Origin of the sequence: Microcoleus sp. OTE_8_concoct_300 (assembly GCF_031383065.1) — a bacterium.
Classification (GTDB): domain Bacteria; phylum Cyanobacteriota; class Cyanobacteriia; order Cyanobacteriales; family Microcoleaceae; genus Microcoleus.
On the sequence record NZ_JANMZH010000391.1, the window covers coordinates 1 to 26,830 of the forward strand.

Here is a 26,830-nt window from a genome sequence, read left to right on the forward strand (position 1 = left end):
AAATCAACAGCTTGATTCTCAATAGGTACGAAAATAAAAGCTTTCAGGGTTTCTTAATAAGAATGGATATTTGATGATTATTCGATCAAATGGTTACACCGTATAGGTTTTACTGCTTTTCACATGACCTGAATCCTTACAGTTTATCAATCCATTCCTCGATGGATTGAGTCAGGGTTTTATTTTTCTGTTTGGCAATTCTTCTGAGGTTTTTAAGCCTTTCTGAGTCAACAGGAAGACTCAATCTTTTCTTCATAGATGGGTAGCCAATGAGTAGCCATCTCTGCTACGATAATTAACATGAAAACTCTGAAGTTCAAGCTCTACAATCATCAGCAAAATAGATACCTCAAGCGGTCAATAAATGCTGCCGGGGTAATCTATAACCATTGTATTGCCCTCCATCGTCGGTACTATCGGATGTATGGCAACCACTTGAATTGTGCTAAACTTCAGAGCTACAGGGTCAAATTGCGAAAATGTAAGCCGTTTTGGCAAACCGTCGGTTCGCAAGCAGTCCAAGAACTTTGCCAAAGCATTGAAAGGGCGTATCTACTGTTTTTCAAGCATCACAAAAAAGGAGTCTCGCCCCCCGGATTCAAAAAAATCAAGAAATACAAGTCATTCACCCTGAAGCCCGCCGGATATAAGTTTATCGGTGGCAACTGGGTAAAAATTGCCAATTGCGTGTATCAGTATTGGGATTCTAGAGAGATTGAGGAAACGGTCAAAACCTTAACCATTAAGCGAACCGCATTAGGCGAGTTGTTGATGATTGTGGTTGTTGACGATGTCAGCGAACCTGAAGGAAAATTCAAGACGGGTAAAATCGCTGGTTTTGACTTGGGTTGGAAAACATTTCTCACTATCTCGCATGGAACAAAAATCGAATCACCACAATTTCTGAAGCAATCCATTAACGCCATTAAAACAGCAAGTTGTCAGCATTCTCAGAAACGGAAAGAATCGGCAAACCGAGAACGTGCTAGAAAAAACCTTGTTCGCAAGCATGAGGATGTGGCAAATCGCCGCTGTAATTGGTTCTGGAAAATGGCACATGAATTGACAGACAAATTTGATGTGCTGTGCTTCGAGACACTTAATATCAAAGGGATGCAGCGTCTTTGGGGTCGCAAAATATCAGACCTGGCATTCGGAGAGTTTCTACAAATTCTCCAATGGATTGCCACTAAAAAAGGCAAACACGTTGTTTTCCTCTGGCGATGGTATCCGTCGAGCAAGACCTGCTCCGATTGCGGTCATGTTCTCGAAAGCCTAGATATATCGGTTAGAGAGTGGCGTTGGTCGTTTTGTCAATCTATTAAGGGACAGGATGAAAATGCCGCCTTGAACATTCAAGCTGTTGGGGCATCAACGGTTAGGTTAGGCGATGTCAGACAGGCTATGCCTGCAATTGCTGTTTGATCCTAGAATCCCCGTCGTAAACGCTGGGGAGTATGTCAATAGATGATGTATTGAAGATTCCCAAGATTGGGGAGGTCAAGACAAAATTGCATCGGATGTTTGAAGGAAAGTTAAAAACAGTCACTATCAGCATGGGCAAGACAGGGAAGTATTACGCTTCTCTCTTGTTTGATGATGGACTGCCTGAATTAGAAATTAGCTCAGAGGGTAAGGCAGTAGGGCTTGAGGTGGGGCTAACCCATTTTGCTATCATTTCTGACGGCTCCAAGTTTGACAATCCCAAACCCCTCAAGGATCGTGAGAAAAACCTTAAGCGTAAGCAGCACTCGCTTTCACGCAAAGAAAAAGGGTCAAAGCGTCGGGGGAAAGCAAGACGGATTGTGGCACCAGTCCATGAGCGGCTCGCCAATACTCGTAAAGACTTCCAGCATAAGTTATCTCGCCAACTTGTGAACGACAACCAAGTCATAGTCGTCGAGAATGTGGCAGTCAAGAACATGGTGAAGAATCACTGTTTAGCCAAAGCAATGAGCGATTGTGGTTGGTCAGAATTCACCCGACAACTAACATACAAGGCTCAAAAAGATGGGAAGACCTACCTAGAAATGGGGCGGTTCTTTCCATTAAGTAAGATTTGTCATGTAGACCTCAATCAGGTAGGTAGCTTGCCTCTTAATGTGGGGAGCTGGACTTGTTCCAAATTTCAGGAAAAGCACGATCGAGATGTAAACGCAGCTATCAATATTCTCCATGAAGGCTTACGTCATGAAGGCTTACGTATATTAGCGTTGGCAACCAGTGCTACTGCCAGTGGAGGCAATGTAAGACCTCATGTTGTGCGGAACTCTTCCGTATCTGAGGCGGTTGCCGTTGAAGCCCGAAGCCCGCGCTCTATGGCCTAGCAATGAGCGTCCGGTTCACATAGATTGGCTTCAAATAAATACAAAAATTGTCGAGCGGTGCTAATCGATGTTCGATCTAGATTTATTTTTTTACTTTGAGATTCTTGCATATCTTCTGGGATTATCGGCGACTTTAGCCTTGGCGTCCGCGATTTATCTCAAGTGGCAGCGCAAACCCCCTAGTCTCCCTCTGGCCCCAGAGAAACGGCCGTTGGCAGAATTAAACCCCGAGGATTTATCTGCGAGATTGAAAATTCGGAAAAACTTTGGGATTTTCCCCAACTCAAATCTGTGGCCGCCAACTGACAGGTTCTTGGGTCCAGTTTTAGGTATGGGCCGCGCTCTATTATTAGCCCAGCAACAGCGCCCAACTGTGAATTCTTCGCCTCTTGTCGGGCCTGGAAGCATCAAAACCCTAAGTCGGAGGATTTCGGGTGCGATGGGGGAAAATCGCGATCGCCCGAAGGCAGACAATCCTCCCAAAGTCACTGCTTGCCCCCAATTAGAGGAAGACTTGCTCGGCGAAATCCTAGCAGGTACTGATTCGCCGGGGGGAGCAGATTTATTTGATGCCTTAGTTCGCCACTTAGCCTCAGCACTCGGAGTTTGCAGCGCCGTGGCTGCCAAATCGATTAAGTCGATGGCAGGCGCCGATTCTGCTCTCGATAGATTGCAAGTTATCAGTTTTTGGAGCAATGGACAGTGGCAGCCAAACTTTGAGTGCGATACTGCCAATACTCCCGAAGCGCTGGCGATCGAGCAGGGAATGTACTGCTGTCCCGACGGCCTCCTGGAAACCTTTCCAGAAGACCGCAGACCCGTAGTTACAGGTGCGCGCAGTTTCCTGGGAGTCTTGCTCAAAAACTCTTACGGCGAACCTTTAGGCATTATTTGTATTTTCCACGATCGACCCCTCCCGGAAGCACATCTTGCCAACTTCCGACTAATTATCAGCATCTTTGCCGGACGAGCCGCCGCCGAATTAGAGCGGGAGCGCCTAGAAGCAGCACTGTACACTGTAGAAGCGAAATACTGCGCCCTTGTAGAACAAATGCCGGCTGTCACCTACATTTCTCCCCTCAACCAGACGGCGGCCAAACTTTATATCAGCCCGCAAATCGAGACTTTTCTGGGTTATTCAGTAGCTGAATGGAGGGAAGACCCCGACCTGTGGCTGAAACTCGTTCACCCAGAAGACCGCGACCGCGTGTTAGTTGAAAATGCCACACAGAAATTTACCGATGGAGAAGATATCTTCTGCGAGGGGTCGCTGGTTTCAGAATACCGCGCGATCGCCCGCAACGGCCGAGTCGTCTGGTTCCGCGATCAAGCAACGGCAGTTCGCGATGAAGCAAGCAAGTCCGTCATCCTTCAAGGCGCAATGTTTGACATCACGGAGACTAAAGTAGCTGCCAGCGCGCTGCTAGAAAGCGAATACCGCTATTACACCTTGGTAAAAATACTGCCGGTCGGGATTTTCCGCGCGGACCCTGCTGGAGATTGCTTGTACGTCAACCAGCGATTTTTGGAGATGGCGGGGCTGACTGTGGCAACGGCACTGGGCGAAGGTTGGGCGCAAAGTTTACATCCCGAAGACCGATCGCGCGTTTTGAGCCAGTGGTATCGCGCTGTCATAGACAAGTTGCCCTCTAAGTTAGAGTACCGCTTTTGCAACGGGGACTTGATCACCTGGGTATTTTGGCAAGCAGTGCCAGAAATTGCCAAAAGCGGGGAAGTTGTGGGCTATCTCGGCACGTTGACCGATATCAGCGATCGCAAGCAGGCAGAATTCGCGCTGCAACAGGCCGAAGAGAAATACCGCAGCATCTTTGAAAATGCGATCGAAGGCATTTTCCAGGCAACGCCTGACGGACGCTACCTCAGCGCTAACCCTGCTTTGGCGAGAATTTATGGCTACGAGTCGGCCGCTGAATTGATCGCGAAGATACGCAACATCGACCGCCAAGTCTACGTCGATCCCAAGCGTCGCGTCGAGTTTTTGCACGCGATCGAAAAACACGGTTTTGTGTCAGAATTTGAGTCCCAAGTTTACCGCGCTGACGGCACCACTATCTGGGTTTCCGAGAACGCCCGGGCTGTTCGGGGCCCTGGCGACAACTTGCTTTACTACGAAGGTACTGTCGAAGATATCACCGTCCGCAAAATAGCAGAAGAGAAGTTAGTACACGATGCTTTGCACGATACGCTAACCGGTTTGCCCAACCGAGCTTTATTTATGGATCGCTTGGGACACGCGATCGACCTTTCAAAACGCCGCCCCGAGGTTTTGTTTGCGGTGCTGTTTATCGATCTCGATCGCTTTAAGGTTGTTAACGACAGTTTGGGGCATTTAGTGGGCGATCGGTTGCTGATCGCGATCGCGCAGCGCCTGGCCATCTGTTTGCGCGCTGGAGATACGGTTGCGCGTCTCGGCGGCGACGAATTCGCTATTTTGCTGGAAAATATCAAAAGCACCGAGGATGCCAGCCAAATTGCCGAACGAGTGCAAGCGGAACTGGCACAGCCTTTTTACCTTAACGAGTATCAAGTTTTTACCAGTGCTAGCATTGGGATTGTTTGTTCTGGTTTTCCTGGGCCTCCAAGGGAAACCGGCAAACTGTCGAACCCCGGAAATCAGGGAAATAGCGATCGGGAAACTTCTTTGTCTGGCTTATCTTCCGACTCTTCTGTTCCCAATGTCCCCTTCGCAATATTGTACGATCGACCTGAAGAACTGCTTCGAGATGCAGATGCTGCCATGTATCATGCTAAGGGATTGGGCAAAGCTCGTCACGAAGTTTTTGACTTAAGTATGCACACTCGCGCCGTCGCCCTTTTGCAACTGGAAAACGACCTGCGGCGCGCTTTAGACTCCGAGGAATTTCAGCTTTACTATCAGCCGATCGTGTCTCTAACTAGCGGTACAATCAGCGGTTTTGAAGCGCTGCTGCGGTGGTATCACCCGCAGCGGGGTGTCGTATCTCCCGGCGAGTTTATTTTAGTAGCAGAAGAAACTAGATTGATTATACCTATTGGTTGGTGGATGATGCGATCGGCTTGCCGTCAGATCCACCAGTGGCACCAAAAATTCCCAGCTACTCCGCCGTTGACTGTCAGCGTCAACCTTTCTAATCAACAATTTAAACAACCGGATTTAATCCATCGCATTCGCGAAATTTTACAAGAAACTCAGCTTGACCCCCGCACTTTTAAGTTAGAAATTACTGAAGGCGTCATTATGGATAATGCCGAATCAGCAGTCGCTATCCTCGCGGAATTGAAAAAATTACAAATTCAATTATATATTGACGATTTCGGCACTGGCTATTCTTCTTTGAGCCGCCTACACACTTTTCCAACTGATGCTTTAAAAATTGATCGAGCTTTTGTGAGTCGCATGACTGAAGATAAAGGAAACGAAGCTATTGTACAGACTATTTTAATTTTAGCCAGTCATTTAGGCATGGATGTAATTGCTGAAGGAATCGAAACCCTCGAACAGCTTAATTTACTCAGAGCACTGCAATGCGAATACGGACAAGGATTCTTTTTCTCAAAGCCGGTAGACAGCATCGCAGCTACACTTTTGATAGAAAGTCAACCTGAATGGTAATTTGACTGTTGACTGTTGACTGTTGAGGGTTGAGGGTTGAGGGTTGAGGGTTGACTGTTGACTGTTGAGGGTTGACTGTTGAGGGTTGAGGGTTGACTGTTAACCTTTGGCTTTTTGTTTTAGTGAGTTAAGATAAGCATTAAGTTTTGGTGAAAGTTCATTTAATAAGGGATGCAGGCGATCGCTCTGTTCTTGAGTTAAAAGATTTCGAGCTCCGTCAAGTCTTAACCAGTGTCTTGTTTCGTTTAATGAACCTCGGGCAATTTTCACAAAACGCTGATTATCTTGGCAGCTATAGCGTCCATGTCCTTCTGCAATATTAGCACCAACACTATCAGCCGATCGCACTATTTGTTTGCCCATCGTATCCTTCGTAAACTCGTCCCATTTTTTAACAATAAACCATATTTCGTTTGATATTTTTTCTGCTAATATCATGTCCGATCGATCGCGCATCATACATAGTCGGGGCGGGTTTTTGAGATTGTCGGTTTTTGGCGACTATTGCTGGTGAACCCGCCCCTACAGGAATCATGGTCAATCGACCGAATATGATATAATTGATAAACTTGTAGCTGTTGAAAGCTTTCAATATTATAGCAATTATTGCAGGAGTCGTAAATTTTTTACCCCACCCCAACCCTCCCCGAACTCGCGGGGAAGGAGTAAGAAATTTACAAATGATTTAGGATGGCTATAGCTTGTTTAAATAATTAATAGCCAACAATTTATTAATGACCAATACAAGTCAACTGTCAACCGTCAACCGTCAACCGCCAACCGTCAACCGTCGTCAACCGTCAACAGTCAACTTCGTTAAACTTTCGCTTCCAAAGACTTGAGAAACTCAGTATTTACTCCCGACTCTCGCGTCAGGGCAATTTTCCCAGTACGAGCAATTTCCTTAATCCCAAATTTATTGAGAACCTGGACGATCGCCACCATTTTACCCGGATCTCCCACTACTTCCAAGGTCAGCGTATCATCACCAATATCCACCACTCGCGCTCTAAAAATCTGAGATAACTCAATTATCTCCGATCGCGTCCCGCTAGCAGCATTAACTTTCAGCAACATCAACTCCCGTTCCACACAGGGAATTTCTGTTATATCCTGAACTTTTAGCACGTTTATCAACTTGTACAGTTGCTTGGTCAACTGCTCGATAATCTGGTCATCTCCGGGTACAACCATCGTAATCCGAGATACTCCCACTTGCTCCGCCGGGCCAACGGCCAGACTTTCAATATTAAAACCCCGACGGGCAAATAAACCAGCAATTCGAGTGAGGACACCCGCTTCATCTTCAACTAAAACCGAAAGAGTGTGTTTCATTTCTCAAAAAAGACGCATTTTGTGCAATTCTACTTTCGCCCATTCACCCCAGAGCAGAAGTGCACGCCCATTGAACCTGCCTTAGACATTTTATCGCGAGTTATTGGCCGTTCATCTCCAGGAAAAAAGAATATATTAAGCTGTCGGGGCCCTAGTCACGCCCGATCGACAAGATCAGTCATAGATTAGCGTAAATCCGCCACAATCTGGTTCTTGTGGTCGATCGCACGCACACAATCTAAGTTTTTTTGTCTGCGAACCTACACAATTACTTGAGCGAATAAAAACTTGAAAGGTCGCGCCGCCCACTGGGACTGAAATTTTGAGACCAATTGGTTTCAAAATTCCTTCACAGAAAAACCCGGTGTTGCAGCGATGGCATTTGGCGGCGGACTTGTTCTAGTCGATAGGGATTAATTTCTGCGATCGCCACACCCGGTTCCTCTCCAGCATCCGCCAAAACCGCACCCCAAGGGTCTACAATCATCGCGTGACCGTGTGTTTGACGGCGGTCGTAGTGGTGTCCAGTCTGTGCCGGGGCGATCATATAACAAGTATTCTCGATCGCCCTAGCTTGCAGTAAAACCTTCCAGTGATCCTTGCCAGTGTAAGCCGTAAACGCCGCCGGCACGAATAAAATATCAGCCCCCTTGTACGACAAATGCCTGTACACTTCCGGGAACCGCACGTCATAGCACACCGAAAGTCCTAGGGTTCCCAACTCCGGCGACACATAAACCGGCGGCAAATCTTCACCAGCTTTCACAGTGTTCGATTCCCTGTAAGTAATGCCGTCTGGAACATTCACATCGAACAAATGTACTTTTTGGTACCTTGCCACCTCAGTGCCGTTTGGGTCTACCAGCAAGCAAGTATTGTATACCTTCCCCCCTGGAGTCGGCACAGGAAATCCGCCGCCCAGAATCGTTACCTGGAACCGTTGGGCCATCGTTTTGAGGAATTTTTCGCTTTGGAGTCCGATCGCCTCTGCTGAAGCAATCTTTTCTTCCTCGAATCCCATAAACGAGAAATTTTCTGGTAAGGAAACTAACTCCGCACCCTGACGCACTGCCAGGTCGATTAATTCCTCTGCCTGAACCAAATTTTTTTTCAGGTCAGGCAAGCTAGTCATTTGAATTGCTGCGGCGAGATAAGACTTCATCGATTCACAATATTAGTCATTAGTCATCAGTCATTAGTCATTAGTCATCTGTCATTAGTCATCTGTCATCTGTCATTAGTCATTAGTCATTGGCAACTAATTTGATAACTAAATAGTTGAGATTCTTGGTTTTTTTCCCATTTATAGCGGTTCGATCGCGTGGTGAGGTATGCCCTATCCCCTATGCCCTATCCCCTATGCCCTATGCACGTCGGGTACCTCATGTTACTGAGAAAGGCTATATGCGCTGGTCTTGCGCCAACTTCTACGGTTTGAGAGCTTTGATGTTTGAGCTTTAAATTAACCTGTAACTCATCACTCAAAACTCAAAACTCTCAACTTTTTCCTCCTAGGTTTTGCAACCTAATTTCCCTCAAATCTTAAGGCATCGGGTGGAAAAGCAGGTCTGGGAAAAAGCGGTTAAATTCAATTAAAGCCGCGCCTTGAATAGATAGCCAAAGGATAGCCAATACTGGGGCGGTCGAAAGAAACTTGAGAAAGTATTGCATGAATTCTGCTCCTGAAAATTCGAGACAGTTGGTAATTGCCGATCGGTCTAGCCCTAATTGCTAATTTCTAGTTAATTACTTAACTGTTAGCTATTAGAGCTTCTCCATTTCCCTATTTTAGCGGGGGGAAACAGTAATTTCGTCGTCCTTGGCAAACATTTCACCACTGGTGATTGATGAGAGAGCTGCCAGAGGCCATAAAACGCCGCTCAGCATACATTTGATTGCCAAAGGAACGTCGATAATAATCTCTTTTTCCTCTGGGGTTGCTGATTTTTTGGTAACTTGCAGATAAGAACGGCCCACCCAACCAATCCAACCTGCCATATACAAGAACAGTATGCTAGGAATCAAAAAGTCCCCTGCTTTGCTCAAGTTGCCGTCTACGATTAAGTGCGGGTATCCTTCCGGGCCGCACATAGCTTGAGAATAGCGATCGAACCGCGCTTTCGCCGATGCCGGGTCGCCATTGGTTGAACGTGCATTTTTAGCCAGTTCCTTGAATTCGGGAGAGTCCTTGCACGGCACTAAATTGTAAGCCGAAGCAACTGGAGCAAAACTGATCCAGACACTCAACACTAAAATTGCAGCAAACAATCGTCGCATGGAATTGTTTCCTTTTGTTACAAAACAATAAGTTTTTGTACAAGCATTTCAACTTGCCGATCGCGAATCCAGATTACCGTGTTTGTTGACAGTCTAAAGTATCCATCATTGATGCGGCAAAGCCCAATAGAATGAGGGATTCGCGTTTGCATAGGTCAATGCTGAGCTAGCAATACCGCGAGGATATTCCTTCATGGCATCAGATGATGGCCTTACCTGTCGATCGGGGGGCAAATATCCCTTAACAATAACCTGAGTACAGGTATAGCGGGGGACTTGCGCCGAATTAGTTAAGCTAGCAATAGCTAACCTATCAAATAAAATTACCAGTTAATGGCAACCATTTTCGCAATCGAAACAAGTTGTGACGAAACAGCAGCAGCAATTGTTAAGAATCGTCAAGTTTGCAGCAATGTTGTAGCATCGCAAATTAAAATCCACGAGCAGTACGGGGGAGTAGTGCCCGAAGTGGCTTCGCGGAGTCACCTAGAAATGCTAAATCAGGTAATTGCCCAGTGTCTTTGTGAAGCAAACCTGAGTTGGTCAGAAATTGATGGCATTGCAGCGACTTGTGCCCCGGGTTTAGTAGGTGCATTATTAGTCGGGCTGACAGCGGCGAAAAGCTTGGCAATAGTCCGTCAAAAACCTTTTTTAGGGGTACACCACCTCGAAGGGCACATCTACGCTTCTTACCTTACCCAACCCGACTTGCAGCCACCGTTTTTGTGTTTGTTAGTTTCCGGGGGACACACCAGCTTAATTTACGTCAAAGATTGCGGCGTTTACGAAACTGTGGGACAAACACGAGACGACGCCGCCGGAGAAGCTTTTGATAAAGTCGCCAGACTATTGCAGCTAGGATATCCCGGCGGGCCACTGATTGACAAATTGGCGGCCCTTGGCAATCCCCAAGCATACCCCCTGCCAGAAGGCAGAATTTCGCTGCCAGGTGGCGGCTACCATCCCTACGATAGCAGTTTTAGCGGGTTGAAAACAGCAGTTTTGCAATTAGTGCAGAAACTCAAAAAACAAAATAACAATGTGGGTGTCGAAGGCTTCTTGCCTGCATCTACCATTAATGATATTGCGGCTAGCTTTCAAGAAACAGTAGCTAAGAGTTTAACAAAAAGAGCGATCGACTGCGCGCTAAATTTCGGGCTTACCACTATTGTAGTCGGCGGCGGAGTTGCAGCAAACAGCGGACTGCGAAAACACTTAGAAGCAGCAGCAGCAAAACACAACTTGCGAGTATTGTTTCCACCATTAAAATATTGTACAGACAACGCAGCAATGATCGGCTGTGCGGCGGCCGAACACTTGCAGCGAGGACACACATCGCCGCTGACTTTGGGAGCAAATTCGCGGATGGCTGTCAGCGATATTATGGAACTGTACAATAGTCATTAGTTATTAGTCATTAGTCATTAGTCATTAGTCATTAGTCATTAGTCATTAGTCATTAGTTAACAGTTAACAGTTAACAGTCAACAGTCAACAGTCAACAGTCAACAGTCAACAGTCAACAGTCAACCAAACGATGAAAATCCGCGACGCAGTAGAAAGTGATTTGCCAGCAATTGTCGAAATATACAACGCAGCAGTACCAGGCAGAATAGCCACAGCCGATTTAAAACCAGTCTCAGTCGAAAGTCGCCTTCTGTGGTACAGAGAACACTCCCCCAATTCCTTGCCGATTTGGGTAATCGAATCAGAACAAAATATTGTTGGCTGGCTGAGTTTTCAGCTTTTCTACGGACGCGCAGCTTATCAGCATACAGCAGAACTTAGCATCTACATCGCACCCGATCGCCAACGCTGCGGAATCGGACAAAATTTATTGCAATCGGCAATTGGGCGGAGTCGAGAATTGAAGCTTAAAACCCTGATGGCGATAATTTTCGCTCACAATCAGCCGAGTTTAAGATTGTTTGAGAAATTTGGCTTTCAGCGGTGGGGATATCTGCCGCAAGTTGCCGAACTTGACGGCGTTGAAAGAGATGTCGTAATTCTGGGTTTGCGTTGTCTGTAGGAACTGAGATATTGCACCATTCTCGCTTAACAGGCAAGATGCCTGTTCTACAATAAAATCCATCTCTTGTGGAACAGGCATCTTGCCTGTTCATAAAAGGATTATTGACAATGCTGCAACCTCTCCTGTGGAACAGGCATCTCTCGCTTAACAGGCAAGATGCCTGTTCCACAATAAAATTCATCTCCTGTGGAACAGGCATCTTGCCTGTTCATAAAAGGATGACAATGCTGCAACCTCTCCTGTGGAACAGGCATCTTGCCTGTTCATAAAAAAATGACAATGCTGCAACCTCTCCTGTGGAACAGGCATCTTGCCTGTTCATAAAAGGATGACAATGTTGCAACCTCTCATGTGGAACAGGCATCTTGCCTGTTCATAAAAGGATGACAATGCTGCAACCTCTCATGTGGAACAGGCATCTTGCCTGTTCATAAAAGGATGACAATGCTGCAACCTCTCATATCGTTTCCGGTTGCATCGGAATAATCAAATCGAGTCAACAGTCAACAGTCAACAGTCAACAGTCAACAGTCAACAATCATTCCGGTACAACCGGAATTGATGGGATGTTTGCTCAATCTGCTAAAATTGTAATTTCATCCAAAGATGCGATCGCCACATCAGCTTTTTCCAAATGACTAACCTGGGCATTCCCCCAACAAATCCCGATACAGCCCGCCGCCTTAGCATTTTTCCCCATCTGAATATCGCCCGCCGAATCTCCCACCATCAAAGTTGCTGCGGGATTTACTCCGAGTTTCTCACAAGCTTGCAAAAACAATTTCGGGTCGGGTTTATGAACCGTTGAATCAACTCCCATTTCTAAATGAACCCAGTCCCCTAATGCGTGGTGTTTCACAAATTTCTGCACAGCCTCAGTCGTAGCAGCAGAAAGAATTCCCAGCTTCAAACCCGCTTCTGAAAGATATTTCAGCACTTCCAAACTACCGACAAATAAAGGAGAAACAGCACTATTTTTAAACATTTCGTCAGCTTCGTCAAAAGCGCGGCGCGCAATAGTTAAAGATTCCAGCCATCCCCTGCCGGTTTCGGCGATGTATCCCGCCGCAACAATCTCATTTTCCCTGCGACTACCGACTGCTAGCAAACCCGTGGGGTCGATGCTGCTGCCTTCGATACCGAAAGCCATTTGTAAAGGCTCTCCAACGCCCGGAATTTGAGCGTCTGCGAGGCGCGCTCGCTTAATCCCCAATAGTCTCAAAAATTCCTGAGAATCCTCTAGAGTGCCGTCTTTGTCAAAGATTACGGCTTCGATATTTGAGAAGGTAATGCCCCGACATTTAATAGTTACCAAGAATCATAACTCCCGAACTTCTATATTTTTTTCTATTTTCTCACGTTGGGTTTTTTTTAGCAATTATTTTTAAAATTTGTTAATTGCTAACAATAATGTTGTGTTTCTATAAAATCAGGACACAACAATTTTGTGTTCCTATAAAATTAGTTAACTTAACGTAAAACCCATAGTCTGCGAATCCGCCAGGGAATGATATCATGTCCGGTCGAGCGATCGCGATTTTTGTAGGGGCGGGTTCACCAACAATACCTGCCAATAATTGACCATCTCAAAAACCCGCCCCGACCGGGATATTATGGTTAATCGATCGGACATGATATGATATCATTTCCGGTTGGATGGGAATGATAAAGTCAAGGTCAATAATTCCACATTCCCCCACGGACCACTCCCCACTCCCTACTCCCCATCATATCTTGTCCGATCGATCGCCCATCATACAATTGCCGGGGCGGGTTTTTGAGATTGTCCATTTTTGGCAAATATTATTGGCTCACGGGCCCCTACAGGAATCAGGGTAATCGACCGGACATCATATGAAACCTCCGATTATTAATTCAAAAAAAAAATACAAAAACAAAAGAAAAGAAAATCAAAATCTCCCTGCTAGATTGGCAATAATTAATCCTAGTTGAAGCGGCTTGATCGGCTTAGAAATATGAGTTTGAAAACCAGCTTCGATCGCCGTTTCTTCTTCTTGATCGCTCGCATACGCAGTCAGCGCGGCGGCTGGGATTTTTCCTCCGGCTTCCGCAGCAAGGGCTCGCACTTGCCGAATTAAGAAATACCCGTTTTCCTCAGGCATTCCGATATCCGAGATCAGCACGTCATATCTGCCGGGATTTTCCGTCAAAGCTGCCATCGCTTCTCTTGCTGATGCTGCTGTCAAAACCTCAGCGCCGTACTTTTCCAGCATAAATTTTAAGAGATCCCGGGTATCAGCCTCATCATCTACAACTAAAAGTTGCAAACCATCCAAAGAGGGGATGCGACAATCGATCGCCTCTGTGCTGGCGTCTGTGGCGGGATCTGGCAATGCAGCCGGCTCTGCTGGGCTTGTCGGTGCAAACTCTTGGGCCGGGGCTTTCAACGGCAATCTCAGAGTTATTGTAGTTCCTTGTCCCTCACCCGGACTTTCGGCTTCCACCATTCCCCCGTGCAGTTGAACAAGATGGTACACGATCGACAAGCCCAATCCCAGCCCTTGATTCGTCTTAGTCGTGCTGGAATCTCCTTGGCGGAAGCGATCGAAAATATGCGGTAACAACTCAGGCGCAATCCCTTTTCCGGTGTCGGTGACTCGAACTTCAGCATAATTCTCGATCGTCTGCATCACGATTTCCACTCGTCCCCCCGCCGGAGTAAACTTAATCGAATTAGACAGGATATTCCATAAAACTTGCTGCAAGCGATCGATATCGCCTAAGACCGTTACAGAAATCAAATGCGGAACAATTTGAATGTTTTTTGCGGTGGCTGAGAATTGAACCCCCTCCAGCGCAGCTTGCACCACTAACCGCAGATCGATCGAACGGGTAGACAGTTTAAGCTTGCCGTTGGTAATCCGAGAAATATCGAGAAGATCTTCGATTAACTGAGCTTGCGCCCTCGCAGAGCGCTCGATCACCTCTAGAGCGCGATTAGTTTCTGCTTCCTTCAGTTTCCCCGATCGCAGCATTTGTGACCACGCCAGAATCGGAGTCAGGGGATTGCGTAATTCGTGGGAGAGATTCGCCAGAAATTCATCTTTAGCTCGGTTAGCTTTTTCTGCTTGTTGGCGGGCTGACTGTTCCTGCTCCAATAACTGCGATCGCTCTGTTTCCAACTGCTTGCGATCGGTGATATCCTCGATCGACAGCAGAATCATTGAAACCCTATCTTCTGGTTCTACCTTACAAGCATTTAGCAGCAAATTTTTGCGCCCGAGCCGCCCAAAATTCTGCTCGATCTCAAAGTTATTAAGCTGAATATCACTAACCAGAATATCTTCCAAAAGCTCTCGCAGTTCCGGGGTATTCCACGGCCCGTTAGCTAATTCAAACCAGGAATCTTGGGCAATTTCTGAAGATGAAACTTGAAACGTTTCGTATAACGCTCGATTGGCGGTGTTCACTTGCAAATCAGCATCCAGCACCATTAAAGGCGTTGGCACGCTTTCCACAATTGTTTCCGCATAGTTGCGCGCTGTTTCTATGGTGGCAGCACTGCGTTTGAGAGCGTCAATATCGATCAAAACCATTACCACACCCTCAATCTGGTTTTCCGCTGTGCGGTATGGACGAATGCGGAGGGCGTACCAATATCCCGATTGAGTTTGCACTTCTTGTTCTTTCGTGTTGAGAGTCTCGATCACCTCCAAAATCATCTCTTCCAAGTTGGGAATCTCCAGATTGACTCGGATGTCGCTCAAGGGACGCCCGACATCGCTAGAAATCAGATTGAACAGCCGCTCTGCCATTGGCGTAAAGCTGCGAATCCGCAAATCGTTTTCCAGCATTAAAATTGGAATATTGATACTAGCCAGCAAATTAGTCACGTCGTTATTAACCTGCTGCAAATCGAGATTTCGAGTGCGAAGTTCCTCCACAGTGGTAATCAGTTCTTCGTTAGTAGCTTGAATTTCTTCTTTAGCCGTTTCTAGTTCCTCATTGATGCTTTGTAGCTCCTCGTTGCTCGATATAATTTCTTCGTTGGCAATTCTGAGGTCTTGGGTGAGATTTTCTTGGTTATCAACCACCGCTTGCAGGTGCGCTTGAGCCATGTTTTTCTCTTGCTTAGCCGTGGCAAGTTCCTGCCTCAGTCGCACTATTTCCCGCTCAAAATCCCTTGGTTCTAAGCTGTCAAAATTGTCGATTTCCAGGTCGATGGCTGCGGGTAAAGTTTCTTCAAACAGCACCAAAAAATAGCGTGTTTCCACGCTCGCAGGCTGGAACGGAATTACCTCAAAATTGACGAGATTCGTCCGATCGCCCTCTTGCACCCTCAGCCCTTCTTTTCTCACCGTCACGTTCTGAGTTTGCGCTTGATAAATTGCGGTGCGAAGGTCAACAGACAATCCTGGTACTGCCATTGCGAACAAGTTTAAACTCGGCGTTCCGGATGTGTGTCTTAAGTACCGATTGGTGTCTCCCCGGAGTTGCAAAATCTCCATCTGCTCGTTGACTACCGCACCGACAGCATTATAGCGCTTTAAAATCAATTGGTCTGTTTCGCGCTGTAAGTCAAAGCTATTGGCAAAATTGGCATTCATTGGCTGCGGATTATCGGCTCGGGTTAGGGGAAAGAAACTTGTGCCAAAGGGAAGTCGGGGAGGAGTCGCGCTTAACTCTTTGGCATAAATTTTAGATGGCCCATCCACTAAAGTAAATAAGTCCGAGGATTTGCCCGTACTTTCGGAAGTGCCGAGCATCAGGAAGCCAGTTCGGTTGAGACTGTAATGAAAAACTGACACAACTCGTTTTTGCAAACGTTCTGCCAAGTAAATCATCACATTGCGGCAGCTAACTAAATCGAGATTAGAGAAAGGCGGGTCGATGCCTAAGTTTTGTCTGGCGAATACGCACAGTTCGCGGACTACTTTGGAGATGCGATATCCGCCTCCTTCTACGGGGACAAAGAAGCGGCGGCGTCGTTCTTCGGAAACGCCTAACATCTGGCTTTCCAAGTAGAAACCAGACCGAGCTTTGCCGATCGCCGCCTCGCTGATATCCGTGGCAAAAATCTGAATCGCCGGCCCGATAGCTCGATCGTCCAAAAACTCTAACAAGCAAATGGCGATCGAGTAAACTTCTTCCCCTGTCGAACATCCTGCAACCCAAATCCGAACCGGAACTTCTGCGGATTTATTTTGGGTAATCGTGGGGAAAACGTACTCTTTTAAGCGTTGAAATACTTCTAAGTCACGGAAAAAACTCGTGACATGGATCAGAATTTCTTCATACAAAGCTGTGACTTCCGCCGGATTGTCGAGGAGATATTGAGCGTAATCTTCCAATCGTTCCATTTTGTACAGCACCATCCGCCGCAGCATTCGCCGGTTCAGGGTTGCCGCTTTGTACTGGGTGAAGTCAACCCCTGCGCTCGATTTCAGCAGCCCAAAAATAGTCGCCAAGGCCGATCCCGGTTCTGGCAATTCTTCAGGGATTGTGACAGGGAGCGGCCCAGCCAGAAAGGAATGGCGGCTAAGATTTGCCAGTTCCCGCGCAATTGCCTCAGGTGGCAGAACGAAGTCTACATTACCTGTAGCCACGGCGGTACTCGGCATACCCTCGAATTTGGCTGTTTCTCCGGATTGAGCAAAAGTCACGCCTCCGGCTGCTTTGATTGTCATCAGCCCCAAGGCGCCGTCTCCATCGGCTCCCGATAAAACTACGCCGATGGCTTTGTTGCCCCGATCGGCTGCTAAGGACTCGAAAAACGCATCTGCGGGCATATATTTGCCATCAATCTTCTCTCGGGGCAGCAGTCTCAGCAGCCCTTCTAACAGCAGCAGCTTGCTATCCGGCGCAATGACGTAGACATGGTTCGGCTCTACAGCCATGCCGTCTTGCGCCTCCTTCACGGGCATTTCCGTGCTTCTGCCGAGAATCTCGCTCAGCAGGCTTTTACGATCGGGCGCTAAGTGCTGGATCAGCACAAATGCCATGCCGGTATCTGCGGGTAAGGGCTTGAGCAACTGGATGAATGCTTCCAAACCTCCGGCAGAAGCCGCAATCCCAACGACGGGAAAGGGGGCATCCGTTTTAGGTTCCGGATCTAAGTGGATCGCGCCCTGGGCGATCGGCGTCAATGTATTTTTTTCAGATAAGTTCATAACAATCCACTTAAGTAATGCAGATTAACAGCTAACTAATCTTGCCAACCTGGGAGTAACTAATAGGGATGAGATCTCCTATATAAAATCTTAATTTGCCCACTTGAGGCAACTGCCTTAAGGATTAAGTAGAGTATTATAGTAATTAAAGAAATTAAGCAAAAATACTAAAAAAATCGGTTTGTTATAATCTCAATGGCGGATATAATAATTTTTTTTGCTTGAAACACACGGTTCGTAAGTCAATGCCAAATAGTATGTCATTGTTCGCGATCGGTCAAGCACTCACAAAAAGGACGATCGCTTTACCTTTTGTTACAGGAGGCGATCGGCTTAAGTTGATAGCAACTCCTATGTTGCACCATTGTCAAGAACGGGCAAGATGCCCGTTCCACAAAGAGTAAGTTTTCTTGTGGAACAGGCATCTTGCCTGTTCCTAAACAAGTAATTGAGAATGGTGCAAGATGTGAGTAGCAATAAACAATGTTGCACCATTGTCAAGAACGGGCAAGATGCCCGTTCCACAAAGAATGAGTTTTCTTGTGGAACAGGCATCTTGCCTGTTCCTAAACAAGTAATTAAGAATGGTGCAAGATGTGAGTAGCAATAAACAATGTTGTTTTCCTACAAAATCAGTACGCAAGAGGTCTATTAAAATCGTCCTGCTAGATTGGCAATAATTAATCCTAGTTGGATTGGCTTGACCGGCTTAGCAATATGAGTTTGAAAACCAGCTTCGATCGCCCTTTGCCGTTCTTTATCGCTGGCATAAGCAGTCAGGGCGACGGCTGGGATTTCTCCTCCGGCTTCCGCAGCAAGGGTTCGCACTTCTCGAATTAAGAAATACCCATCTTCCTCTGGCATTCCGATATCAGAGATGAGCACGTCGTATCGGCCGGGATTCTCAGTCAAAGCATCGATCGCACTTCTGGCAGATGCAACTGTCAAAACCTCAGCCCCGTAGCTTTCGAGCACAAATGCTACGAGCTCCCGGGTATCGATCCGATCGTCTACAGCTAAGATGTGCAAGCCTTCGAGAGAGGGGACACTATCGCTTCTTGAGGCATTTAAAGGCTCTACCAAAAAAGTTGGCTCTAAATCGATCGCCGGTGTCAAATTTTGAGACGAGGCTAGCAACGGCAATCTCAGAGTCATTGTAGTTCCTTGTCCCTCACCCGGACTATCGGCTTGCACCGTTCCCCCGTGCACTTCTACCAGATGACGCACGATCGACAAACCCAATCCCAGCCCTTGATTCGCCTTAGTGGTGCTGGCATCGCCTTGATGGAAACGATCAAAAATATACGGCAAGAAGTCTGCCCGAATGCCTTTTCCCGTGTCGCTGATTTGAAGTTGAGCGCGATTCTCGATCGCCGAGAGCGTGATTTCCACTCGTCCCCCCGCAGGAGTAAACTTAATGGCATTAGACAGAAGATTCCACACAACTTGCTGCAAGCGAGCAGCATCGCCTAAAACAGTCGCACAACTAAGCTCCGAAACAATTTGAATACTTTTTGCTTCCGCTGATAATTGAACCCCCTCCAGCGCAGCTTCCACCACTAACTGCAGATCGATCAAACAGGTATCAAGAGCCAGCTTGCCACTCGTAATCCGGGAAACATCCAGGATATCTTCGATTAACTGAGATTGCGCCCTAGCGCTCTTCTCGATCACCTCTAAAGCGTTAGTAACGGCTGCTTCCTTAAGCTTGCCAGAGCGCAGAATTTGTGCCCACCCCAGGATCGGAGTCAGGGGATTGCGGAGCTCGTGAGAGAGATTTGCGAGAAATTCATCTTTAGCACGGTTAGCACTTTCTGCTTGTTGGCGGGCCAACTGTTCCTGCTGCAATAACTGCGATCGTACTCTCTCAAACTGCTTGCGCTCGGTGATATCCTCGATCGACAACAGAATCATTAAAGCTCGATCTTCTCGTTCCAGTTTACAAGCATTCAGCAACATAGTTTTCTGCCCTATCTGCTCAAACAGGTGATCCAACTCAAAGTTTTGAAGCTGAACATCACTAACCAGAATATCTTCCAGTATCCATCGCAATTGGGGGATATTCCACTGCTCATTGCCTAGCTCAAACAGCGAAGACTTTGCTGTTTCTGACAGTGAAACCTGAAACGTTTCATAGAACGATCGATTTGCTTTATTCACTCGGAAATTAGCATCTAGCGCGACTAAAGGCGTTTGCACAGTTTCCACGATGGTTTCAGCGTAGTTTCGGGCATCCTCCAAGGTTCGGGAACTGCGTTTAAGAGCATCAATATCGATCAAAACCATCACCACACCGTCAATCTGGTTTTCCGTTGTGCGGTAAGGACGAATGCGGAGGTTGTACCAATACCCCGATAAAGTTTTAACTTCTTGTTCTTGCGTCTGGAGAGTATCAATCACCTCCCAAATCATCTGTTCCAAGTCAGGAACGTCAAGAGTCGATCGGATGTCGCTAAAGGGTCGTCCAATATCTGTGGGAATCAGATTAAAAATTGCCTGCGCCGTTGGTGTAAAGCGTCGAATCTGTAAATCGTTTGCCAGCATTAAGACTGGGATATTGATACTAGCAAGCAAATTTGTCAGATCGTTATTGACCAGGCTTTGTTCAATATTTCGACTGCGAAGTTCCTCGTTAGTGGTGGTGAGTTCCTCGTTAGTGGCTTGAATCTCTTCTTTTGCAGTTTCTAGCTCCTCGTTGGTGCTTTGCAACTCCTCGTTGCTCGATAGGATTTCTTCGTTGGCAATTTTGAGGTCTTGGTTGAGATTTTCCTGCTCCTGAATCAGCGATTGCAGGTGCACTTGAGCCGCAGTTTTTTCTTGGTTAGCGGTGGCAAGTGCCTGCCTCATGCACTCATTTTCAGAAGCTAAATCACTTTGCTCGCAGCTTTCAGAAGTGACGGTGCGGAAGTTGATCGCCTGGGGTAAAACCTCTTCAAGTAGCAGCAAAAAATAGCGTGCTGTGAAGGTGTGTGGCTGGAACGGCATCACCTCAATATTGACCATAGTCGATCGTCCGCCCGATTCAACAACTACCCTTTCTTTCCTAACAGTCACGTTCTGCGTTTGTGCCTGATAAATTGCGGTGCGAAGCTCAACAACCAAGCCTGCCCTTGCCATTGTCAGCAAGTTTAAGTCCGGCGTTCCGGCTGCCACTCTAAAGTAAGGATCGATGTCTCCCCGCACTTGCAGGATTTTCATCTCCTCGTTGACAAGCACACTGGCTGGGGCATAGCGATTCAAAATCAGTTGCTCAGTTTCTCGCTGTAAGTCCAAGCTATTTATTAAATTTTCTTCATTCATTTCCTGTTTTTGAACAGTTTTAGCGACTGGATAGGAGCTCGGCGTAAACGACAAAGTGGGACGAGTCGCAGTCAACTTTTTGGCATAAATTTTATTTTTTTTGTCGAGTGCAGTAAATAATGATGAAAATTTTCCGGTACTCTCAGAAGTGCCTAACAGGAGAAAGCCTGTTGGGTTAAGACTGTAATGAAAAATCGGCATCACTTTTTTTTGCAATGAATCTGCCAAGTAGATCAGCACATTGCGACAGCTAACTAAATCGAGATTGGAAAAAGGCGGGTCGCTGCCTAAGTCTTGTCGGGCAAATACACATAGTTCGCGGACTGCCTTGCTGATTCTATAACCACCTCCTTCTTCGGCGCGAATAAAGAAGCGAGTACGTCGTTCTGGTGAAACGTCTACCATCTGGTTTTCTAAGTAGAAACCAGACCGCGCTTTGCCGATCGCCGCCTCACTGATATCCGTCGCAAAAATCTGGATCGGCTGCGGGATAACTCGATCGCCCAAAAACTCTAACAAGCAAATGGCGATCGAGTAAACTTCTTCACCTGTGGAACATCCCGCCACCCAAATCCGAATGGGAGCATTGGCCGATTTATTTTGGGTAATGGTGGGGAAAACCAGCTTTTTTAACTTTTCAAAGGCTTCGGGATCGCGGAAGAAACTGGTAACGTGGATCAGGATTTCTTCATACAAAGCTTTGACTTCATCCGAATGGTGTCGAAGGTGTTCGGCGTAATCATCCAAGCTTTCTAGCTTGTACAATACCATGCGTCGCTGGATGCGTCGAGCGATCGTGGTGGGTTTGTAGTGGCTAAAATCAACGCCTGTGGTCGATTTCAGCAGCGCAAAAATAGTTGCCAGGGCTTTTCCCTGTTCGGGCGATTCCTCAAGTTCTGTCAAGGAAATCGTGGAAGTGAGAAGGCTACTGCCACTATAGTTTGCCAGTTCCTCGGCAATTTTTTCCGGCGGCAGAACAAAATCGACATTTCCTGTGGCGACAGCGGTATTCGGCATACTATCGAATTTTGCCGTGTCTTGACATTGAGCAAAAGTCATGCCTCCGGCTGCTTTGATTGCCTTGAGCCCCTCTGAACCGTCTCCGTCTCCCCCGGATAATACTACGGCGATTGCTTTGTGGCCGCGATCGAGCGCCAATGATGTAAAAAACGCATCTCCCGGCATATATTTGCCATAAATCTTCTCGCGGGGTGATAGTTGCAGCACGCCTTTAGATAGCACCATCTTGGTATTGGGCGGAATGACGTAGACTTGATTGGGTTCTACAGCCATGCCGTCTTGTACCTCATTAACAGGCATTTGCGTCGTTCTCGCGAGAATCTCGGTTAGCAGACTTTTGTGATCGGGGGCTAAATGCTGAATCAGCACAAACGCCATACCCGTATCTATCGGTAAATGGCTGAGTAACCCCGTGAATGCTTCCAACCCTCCAGCAGAGGCGGCAATCCCAACTATGGGAAAGGGGGCATCGGTTTCGGCTAATTGTTGGCTGTCGAGGGCGGCTGGTGCGATCGATTCGGGTGTATTTTCTGGAGATAATTGAGGAGAAGTCATGATGTAAAGTCCTCGACTTCAGTTATTGAGCCGCAAACATATCTGGTAAGCGTGCGGCTAAGTAATTCGGACTCTTCTTAAGAGAAGCTTAATTTGCCACCAGAAGGCAAGTAGCTTAAGGATGAGGTGTAGCTTTTAAGTAGGGAAACTCCAAGAGCCCATTAGTGTCAACAATCGCCTGAAAGCCTTGATAAATCCCGTTTTTACCTGAGTCCAGATCCCCCTAAATCCCCCTTAAGAAGGGGGACTTTGAGAAATACTTCTTGTCCCCCCCTTATTAAGGGGGGCTAGGGGGGATCGAGACTCGGCTATAAACGAGAGAGACGGTCGGTTTTACGTTAAGTTGACACGCCTTTGGCAATGCCATGTCCCTACCAGTTTGCTGTTGGGGCGATCGCAAGAAGAGGCTGCCAATAACTCGGTATATGCGATTACCTACTTAGCTTCTTTGAGCGACCAGTTTACCAGACAGCGCGATTACAGATTCGGTATTAATTCTAGCAGTATAAGCGACTTGTGCGCCTTGTATTCCCTTTAAATCTTCAACTCGTTTGTGAATTTCGGACACTCCAGCAGCTTGTAATGCTGTTAAAAATGCTGGGTCGTTGTAAACATCTTCGGAAAACGAAAATTCGTCACTTTTAGAAAGATTTTGAAGGCGGGCGGCTTTGTTGACTGTGGAACCAAAATAGTCGATCGAATTATTAAGATTTACCAGCAAAGCCGTCCCTCGGTGAATGCCAATTCTGACTTGAATCCACTCTGCTTGTGGGCGAGTAAAATTGTACTCTCTGAAACTGGTCACAGCACCCACTGCCGCCATAATTGCTTGTTCGTTGCTGATAAAGGAAGCCATGACGGCATCGCCGATGGTTTTAATGACTTTACCGCCATATTTCTCGATCGACTCAAAGAAAATTTCAAAATGATCGCGCACAATATTGTAAGCTTTAGTATCTCCCAGCGTTTCGTACATTCTGGTAGAACCGGTTATATCGGTAAACATTATAGTAATCGCCCGAATCTTGACTCGCTCTCTTTCCGATATTATTTGATCGCCGAACAAACGCTTATAATCCGGGTGATGAAGCAGTTGGATTCCTGACAGTCGCAGGGGCAGTTGTTCTAATGTCAATTCCTGGGGCAATTCCTCTGTATGCAAAATCAGCCCCGACAAATTGTGATCGGTATTAGTTAATTCTATCTTAACTTTTCCCGGACGCACGCTCAGATCGGTTTTGTCAAAATCTTTGCCGGCCAACTGCTTGAGTTTAATTTCTTGTATGTCTTCTGTTTCTTCGCCTTCAACCTTTAAAATCCCTTTAGCTAAAGTCAGGGGACAGCAGTACCGATATCGACCTTGTTCTAAGGTGACAGTCTCGGATTCGGTGCAGTATAAAGGCGTTACCAGTTCCAGTTTGTTTTGGAGTACGGGAGGGGGAGCGCAGACAGGTCGCAATTTCGGGTCTTCGATTTCTTTGTTCAGGGAAAAAGTAACTTCGACGCGATCGAGCAAATCAAGTTTAAACTCGCGCTCGCACATCGGGCAAAAAGACATTTCTGATGTGTCTGCCAAATCCTTGAATTCGTCTGTAATCATGTTGCAGTGCGGGCAGTGAATATCCCAGTGCAAGTCAAAAGCACCGCTTTTCACTCCGTGCAGAAATTCCGAAGTAATTCTTTTAATATTCTTGACTGTATCGCCTGCTACGTAGTAAGGGTTAATCCGCAATCTCTGCAAAATGTGGGAACCGATTAACCATTTTCCGATTTGGTCGATCGTTCCTTTGCTAGAATTGGGACGTTTTTTGAGCTGTTCTAATTTTTCTTTTAATAGTTCGATGTTCATTATCCACTCGCCTTTGAGCGTCAGGGCAAGAAATTTCTAAAGATTATGTTGTGTGATTGGCTCGTTTGGCTTGTTCTTGCCTGAGAATTCTGATGAGTTTGCACCTGTGCCGATGTCTCTGATATTTATAAATCTTAACAAATTAGCAGCATGAAGGTCATGTCTATTTAGGCAGAGCTATCGGCTACTTTTATTAATCCCAAGAGGGATCGCTGCATCTGTCTGTAGTAAGATACTATAGTCATTAGTCATTAGTCATTAGTCATCAGTCATTAGTCAACAGTCAACAGTCAACAATCCCTCCTTCAACAGTCAACAGTCAACAGTCAACAGTCAACAATCACGGAGGCTGTAACCGGAATTGATATAGCAATCCTAAATGATTATACTCGTTACCAGGCTCTGCCTGGTAACACATATTCGGAGGCTCTGCCTCCATAGTCTGGGCCGAGGCAGAGCCTCTGGACATCGGTTCCCAGGCAGAGCCTAGGAACCAGTTAACCAGTTATTGAAACTGATTTAGGATTGCTATATGATTCCGTAAGGGTTTGGATCGCCGGCTTACCGTTGTATAGTTTTTTGACGATGGTATTAAATGGTTGGTAATTGCTAATGGCTAATCGTTAATTGTTAATTGCTAATTGTTATATCATGTCCGGTCGAGCGACCACGATTTATGTAGGGGCGGGTTCACCAACAATACCTGCCAATAATTGACCATCTCAAAAACCCGCCCCGACCGGGATATTATGGTTTATCGATCGGACATGATATTAATTGGTAATTGCTAATTGCTAATTGGGGCGTTGAAGGAAAAAAAAGAGGGAAAATACCCTCTTTTAATGACAGTTACTTGCGATGACTTGCGATGTTATTCTACCGTCGCAGGAGGGATTTCTTCCTCTACATCTAATACTGCTTCCAGTGCGGCTTCCGGTGCGGCTTCCGGTGCTACTTCCGGTGCTACTTCTTCTGGCAGATCCTCTTCCATTGCTGAGGGCACGTCCTCAAGTATTTCGTCGGAGATGTCATCATCAGGATCGATCGAGTCTACAGGAACCTCTATGCCTGCTTTAGCTTGCTTTTGAGCGAGCATTTTCTCGCGGAACTTAGCTGCCATTTCCTCAGCTTTTTCGTACACCAATTCGCGATTTTTGACCATCGCGCCCGGTTCCGGTTCCAACTGCTTGGTAGAGAGAGAAATCCGGCCTCTATCAGCATCCAAGTCAATAATCATCACTTTCACTTCGTCGTTGACATTGAAGACGCTGTGAGGCGTATCGATGTGATCGTGCGAAATTTCCGAGATGTGCAGCAAGCCGCTGACGCCGCCAATATCGATAAAAGCACCGTAAGGCTTGATGCCGCGCACTGTACCGGTTACCACTTCCCCGACTTCGAGACGGTTCATCTTCTTTTCTACTAAAGCGCGGCGGTGGCTGAGCACTAAGCGGTTGCGGTCTTCGTCTACCTCTAAGAATTTTAATGGTAATTCTTCAGCGACTAATTCTTCCTTCGGTTTGCGGGTGCTGATGTGAGAACCGGGAATAAAGCCTCGCAAGCCTTCTATTCTCACGAGTGCGCCGCCGCGGTTGGTGGCAAATACTTGCGATCGTACTGTAGCATCTTCTGCTTGCAGTTGTCGCACTCTTTCCCAGGCCCGCATATACTCGATGCGCCGGATGGACAGGGTTAATTGTCCGTCTTCATTTTCATCGGTTAGAATGAAAAATTCTCTGGTTTCGTTTGATTGCAATACCTCTTCAGGGCTTTCCACTCGATTGATGGACATTTCCTGAATAGGAATGTACGCTGCTGTTTTAGCACCGATATCAATCAGAGCGCCCCTCGGTTCTATACTAAAAACTGTACCCGCTACTACATCGCCCGGGCTAAAGTGATAGTCATATTTATCAAGTAGGGCTGCAAAATCTTCGTGAGTAAAGCCGATGTCTTTGACTGTGGTTTTGAGATTGACCATGCGAATAGTTTCCTAGGATTTCTCTCCTTCATGTTTTTCGTTTGTGCAGGCAGATATTAGAGATTTTGGTTAAAAAGCGGTTAACTTCTTTCAAAATCTTTTACTAAAGTCAGTTTTTGCTAACTTTTTCCCTGTGCAATTGCACATGGGGGCTTGCCACTGCTATTACTCGAAACTCTGCACTCTGCGTTAAAAGGTTTAATCTTAACATTCAGAGTCCATTGACACTCTCAGGTAAAAAGAAACTGAGATTCTTCATTGAACGAGCCGACGCCACTCGCGACAGGATTACTCCAGTTTAAGTAGAGGTCGGTTTTTCCAGAAGCGTAAATTCCGGTATGCCTTACCGTATTTAATTAGTTCTTCACCTGTAGTTAGGTTTTGTTCAAATTTAGCTTTCCTAAACTGCA

At 46.6% G+C, this 26,830-nt stretch carries 17 protein-coding genes; 6 read left to right on the top strand and 11 right to left on the bottom strand.

Annotated elements, in window-relative coordinates:
* Positions 1–300 precede the first annotated feature (300 nt).
* The 3 genes from ACUVJL_RS17475 to ACUVJL_RS17485 all read left to right on the top strand — a co-directional run bounded on the left by ACUVJL_RS17475 (position 301) and on the right by ACUVJL_RS17485 (position 5,940).
* Complete coding sequence (locus ACUVJL_RS17475) at positions 301–1,425, top strand: RNA-guided endonuclease InsQ/TnpB family protein (protein ID WP_445247014.1); 1,125 nt, start codon at positions 301–303, stop codon at positions 1,423–1,425.
* A gap of 32 nt (positions 1,426–1,457) precedes the next feature.
* The gene (locus ACUVJL_RS17480; protein WP_445247015.1) at positions 1,458–2,327 is read left to right on the top strand and encodes an RNA-guided endonuclease TnpB family protein; all 870 of its coding nucleotides are present in this window, start codon (positions 1,458–1,460) and stop codon (positions 2,325–2,327) included.
* A gap of 67 nt (positions 2,328–2,394) precedes the next feature.
* A complete protein-coding gene (locus ACUVJL_RS17485; protein ID WP_445247016.1) occupies positions 2,395–5,940 on the top strand; it encodes a sensor domain-containing protein in 3,546 nt (1,181 codons plus the stop codon).
* 99 nt (positions 5,941–6,039) lie between these two features.
* On the opposite strand, the gene ACUVJL_RS17490 is transcribed toward ACUVJL_RS17485, so the two are convergent.
* From ACUVJL_RS17490 to ACUVJL_RS17510, 5 genes are all read right to left on the bottom strand, one after another.
* A complete protein-coding gene (locus tag ACUVJL_RS17490; protein WP_445247017.1) occupies positions 6,040–6,378 on the bottom strand; it encodes a four helix bundle protein in 339 nt (112 codons plus the stop codon).
* Between the two features lie 378 nt (positions 6,379–6,756).
* Complete coding sequence (gene ilvN, locus ACUVJL_RS17495; RefSeq protein ID WP_445173970.1) at positions 6,757–7,275, bottom strand: acetolactate synthase small subunit; 519 nt, start codon at positions 7,273–7,275, stop codon at positions 6,757–6,759.
* A 349-nt stretch (positions 7,276–7,624) separates the two neighbouring features.
* On the bottom strand, positions 7,625–8,437 hold the full coding sequence (locus ACUVJL_RS17500) for a carbon-nitrogen hydrolase family protein (protein WP_445247018.1): 813 nt from the start codon (positions 8,435–8,437) through the stop codon (positions 7,625–7,627).
* A gap of 380 nt (positions 8,438–8,817) precedes the next feature.
* Positions 8,818–8,946: a photosystem I reaction center subunit IX gene (gene psaJ / locus ACUVJL_RS17505; protein ID WP_332960962.1), complete on the bottom strand. Its 129-nt coding sequence runs from the start codon at positions 8,944–8,946 to the stop codon at positions 8,818–8,820.
* Between the two features lie 117 nt (positions 8,947–9,063).
* Positions 9,064–9,552 carry a Photosystem I reaction center subunit III gene (locus ACUVJL_RS17510; protein ID WP_333132240.1) on the bottom strand — a complete coding sequence of 163 codons (489 nt, stop codon included), beginning with the start codon at positions 9,550–9,552 and terminating at the stop codon, positions 9,064–9,066.
* Positions 9,553–9,885: 333 nt separating this feature from the next.
* Here ACUVJL_RS17510 and tsaD point away from each other — a divergent pair, with 333 nt between their 5' ends.
* Positions 9,886–10,959 carry a tRNA (adenosine(37)-N6)-threonylcarbamoyltransferase complex transferase subunit TsaD gene (tsaD, locus tag ACUVJL_RS17515; protein WP_445247019.1) on the top strand — a complete coding sequence of 358 codons (1,074 nt, stop codon included), beginning with the start codon at positions 9,886–9,888 and terminating at the stop codon, positions 10,957–10,959.
* Between the two features lie 130 nt (positions 10,960–11,089).
* Positions 11,090–11,581: a GNAT family N-acetyltransferase gene (locus tag ACUVJL_RS17520; protein ID WP_445247020.1), complete on the top strand. Its 492-nt coding sequence runs from the start codon at positions 11,090–11,092 to the stop codon at positions 11,579–11,581.
* A gap of 101 nt (positions 11,582–11,682) precedes the next feature.
* Here the strand turns inward: ACUVJL_RS17520 and ACUVJL_RS17525 are convergent, their stop codons facing one another.
* The 3 genes from ACUVJL_RS17525 to ACUVJL_RS17535 all read right to left on the bottom strand — a co-directional run bounded on the left by ACUVJL_RS17525 (position 11,683) and on the right by ACUVJL_RS17535 (position 17,715).
* Entirely contained in the window at positions 11,683–11,838 is a 156-nt protein-coding gene (locus ACUVJL_RS17525) for a hypothetical protein (RefSeq protein ID WP_445247021.1), read from the bottom strand.
* A gap of 320 nt (positions 11,839–12,158) precedes the next feature.
* Entirely contained in the window at positions 12,159–12,899 is a 741-nt protein-coding gene (locus ACUVJL_RS17530) for an HAD family hydrolase (protein WP_445247022.1), read from the bottom strand.
* A 595-nt stretch (positions 12,900–13,494) separates the two neighbouring features.
* A complete protein-coding gene (locus ACUVJL_RS17535) occupies positions 13,495–17,715 on the bottom strand; it encodes a chemotaxis protein CheB (RefSeq protein WP_445247023.1) in 4,221 nt (1,406 codons plus the stop codon).
* Positions 17,716–17,972: 257 nt separating this feature from the next.
* On the opposite strand from ACUVJL_RS17535, the gene ACUVJL_RS17540 reads away from it, so the two are divergent.
* Positions 17,973–18,119, top strand: coding sequence for a hypothetical protein (locus tag ACUVJL_RS17540; RefSeq protein ID WP_445247024.1), 147 nt, complete (start codon positions 17,973–17,975; stop codon positions 18,117–18,119).
* Between the two features lie 247 nt (positions 18,120–18,366).
* Here the strand turns inward: ACUVJL_RS17540 and ACUVJL_RS17545 are convergent, their stop codons facing one another.
* The 3 genes from ACUVJL_RS17545 to ACUVJL_RS17555 all read right to left on the bottom strand — a co-directional run bounded on the left by ACUVJL_RS17545 (position 18,367) and on the right by ACUVJL_RS17555 (position 26,420).
* On the bottom strand, positions 18,367–22,590 hold the full coding sequence (locus tag ACUVJL_RS17545; RefSeq protein WP_445247025.1) for a chemotaxis protein CheB: 4,224 nt from the start codon (positions 22,588–22,590) through the stop codon (positions 18,367–18,369).
* Positions 22,591–23,029: 439 nt separating this feature from the next.
* A complete protein-coding gene (locus ACUVJL_RS17550) occupies positions 23,030–24,439 on the bottom strand; it encodes an adenylate/guanylate cyclase domain-containing protein (RefSeq protein WP_445247026.1) in 1,410 nt (469 codons plus the stop codon).
* 871 nt (positions 24,440–25,310) lie between these two features.
* Complete coding sequence (locus ACUVJL_RS17555; RefSeq protein ID WP_445247027.1) at positions 25,311–26,420, bottom strand: 30S ribosomal protein S1; 1,110 nt, start codon at positions 26,418–26,420, stop codon at positions 25,311–25,313.
* Positions 26,421–26,830 lie beyond the last annotated feature (410 nt).

Coding starts and splice junctions, on each gene's coding strand:
- ACUVJL_RS17475 (WP_445247014.1), top strand. CDS start 301: ATGAAAACTCTGAAGTTCAAGCTCTACAATCATCAGCAAAATAGATAC.
- ACUVJL_RS17480 (WP_445247015.1), top strand. CDS start 1,458: ATGTCAATAGATGATGTATTGAAGATTCCCAAGATTGGGGAGGTCAAG.
- ACUVJL_RS17485 (WP_445247016.1), top strand. CDS start 2,395: ATGTTCGATCTAGATTTATTTTTTTACTTTGAGATTCTTGCATATCTT.
- ACUVJL_RS17490 (WP_445247017.1), bottom strand. CDS start 6,378: ATGATATTAGCAGAAAAAATATCAAACGAAATATGGTTTATTGTTAAA.
- ilvN (WP_445173970.1), bottom strand. CDS start 7,275: ATGAAACACACTCTTTCGGTTTTAGTTGAAGATGAAGCGGGTGTCCTC.
- ACUVJL_RS17500 (WP_445247018.1), bottom strand. CDS start 8,437: ATGAAGTCTTATCTCGCCGCAGCAATTCAAATGACTAGCTTGCCTGAC.
- psaJ (WP_332960962.1), bottom strand. CDS start 8,946: ATGCAATACTTTCTCAAGTTTCTTTCGACCGCCCCAGTATTGGCTATC.
- ACUVJL_RS17510 (WP_333132240.1), bottom strand. CDS start 9,552: ATGCGACGATTGTTTGCTGCAATTTTAGTGTTGAGTGTCTGGATCAGT.
- tsaD (WP_445247019.1), top strand. CDS start 9,886: ATGGCAACCATTTTCGCAATCGAAACAAGTTGTGACGAAACAGCAGCA.
- ACUVJL_RS17520 (WP_445247020.1), top strand. CDS start 11,090: ATGAAAATCCGCGACGCAGTAGAAAGTGATTTGCCAGCAATTGTCGAA.
- ACUVJL_RS17525 (WP_445247021.1), bottom strand. CDS start 11,838: ATGCCTGTTCCACAGGAGAGGTTGCAGCATTGTCATCCTTTTATGAAC.
- ACUVJL_RS17535 (WP_445247023.1), bottom strand. CDS start 17,715: ATGAACTTATCTGAAAAAAATACATTGACGCCGATCGCCCAGGGCGCG.
- ACUVJL_RS17540 (WP_445247024.1), top strand. CDS start 17,973: ATGTCATTGTTCGCGATCGGTCAAGCACTCACAAAAAGGACGATCGCT.
- ACUVJL_RS17545 (WP_445247025.1), bottom strand. CDS start 22,590: ATGACTTCTCCTCAATTATCTCCAGAAAATACACCCGAATCGATCGCA.
- ACUVJL_RS17550 (WP_445247026.1), bottom strand. CDS start 24,439: ATGAACATCGAACTATTAAAAGAAAAATTAGAACAGCTCAAAAAACGT.
- ACUVJL_RS17555 (WP_445247027.1), bottom strand. CDS start 26,420: ATGGTCAATCTCAAAACCACAGTCAAAGACATCGGCTTTACTCACGAA.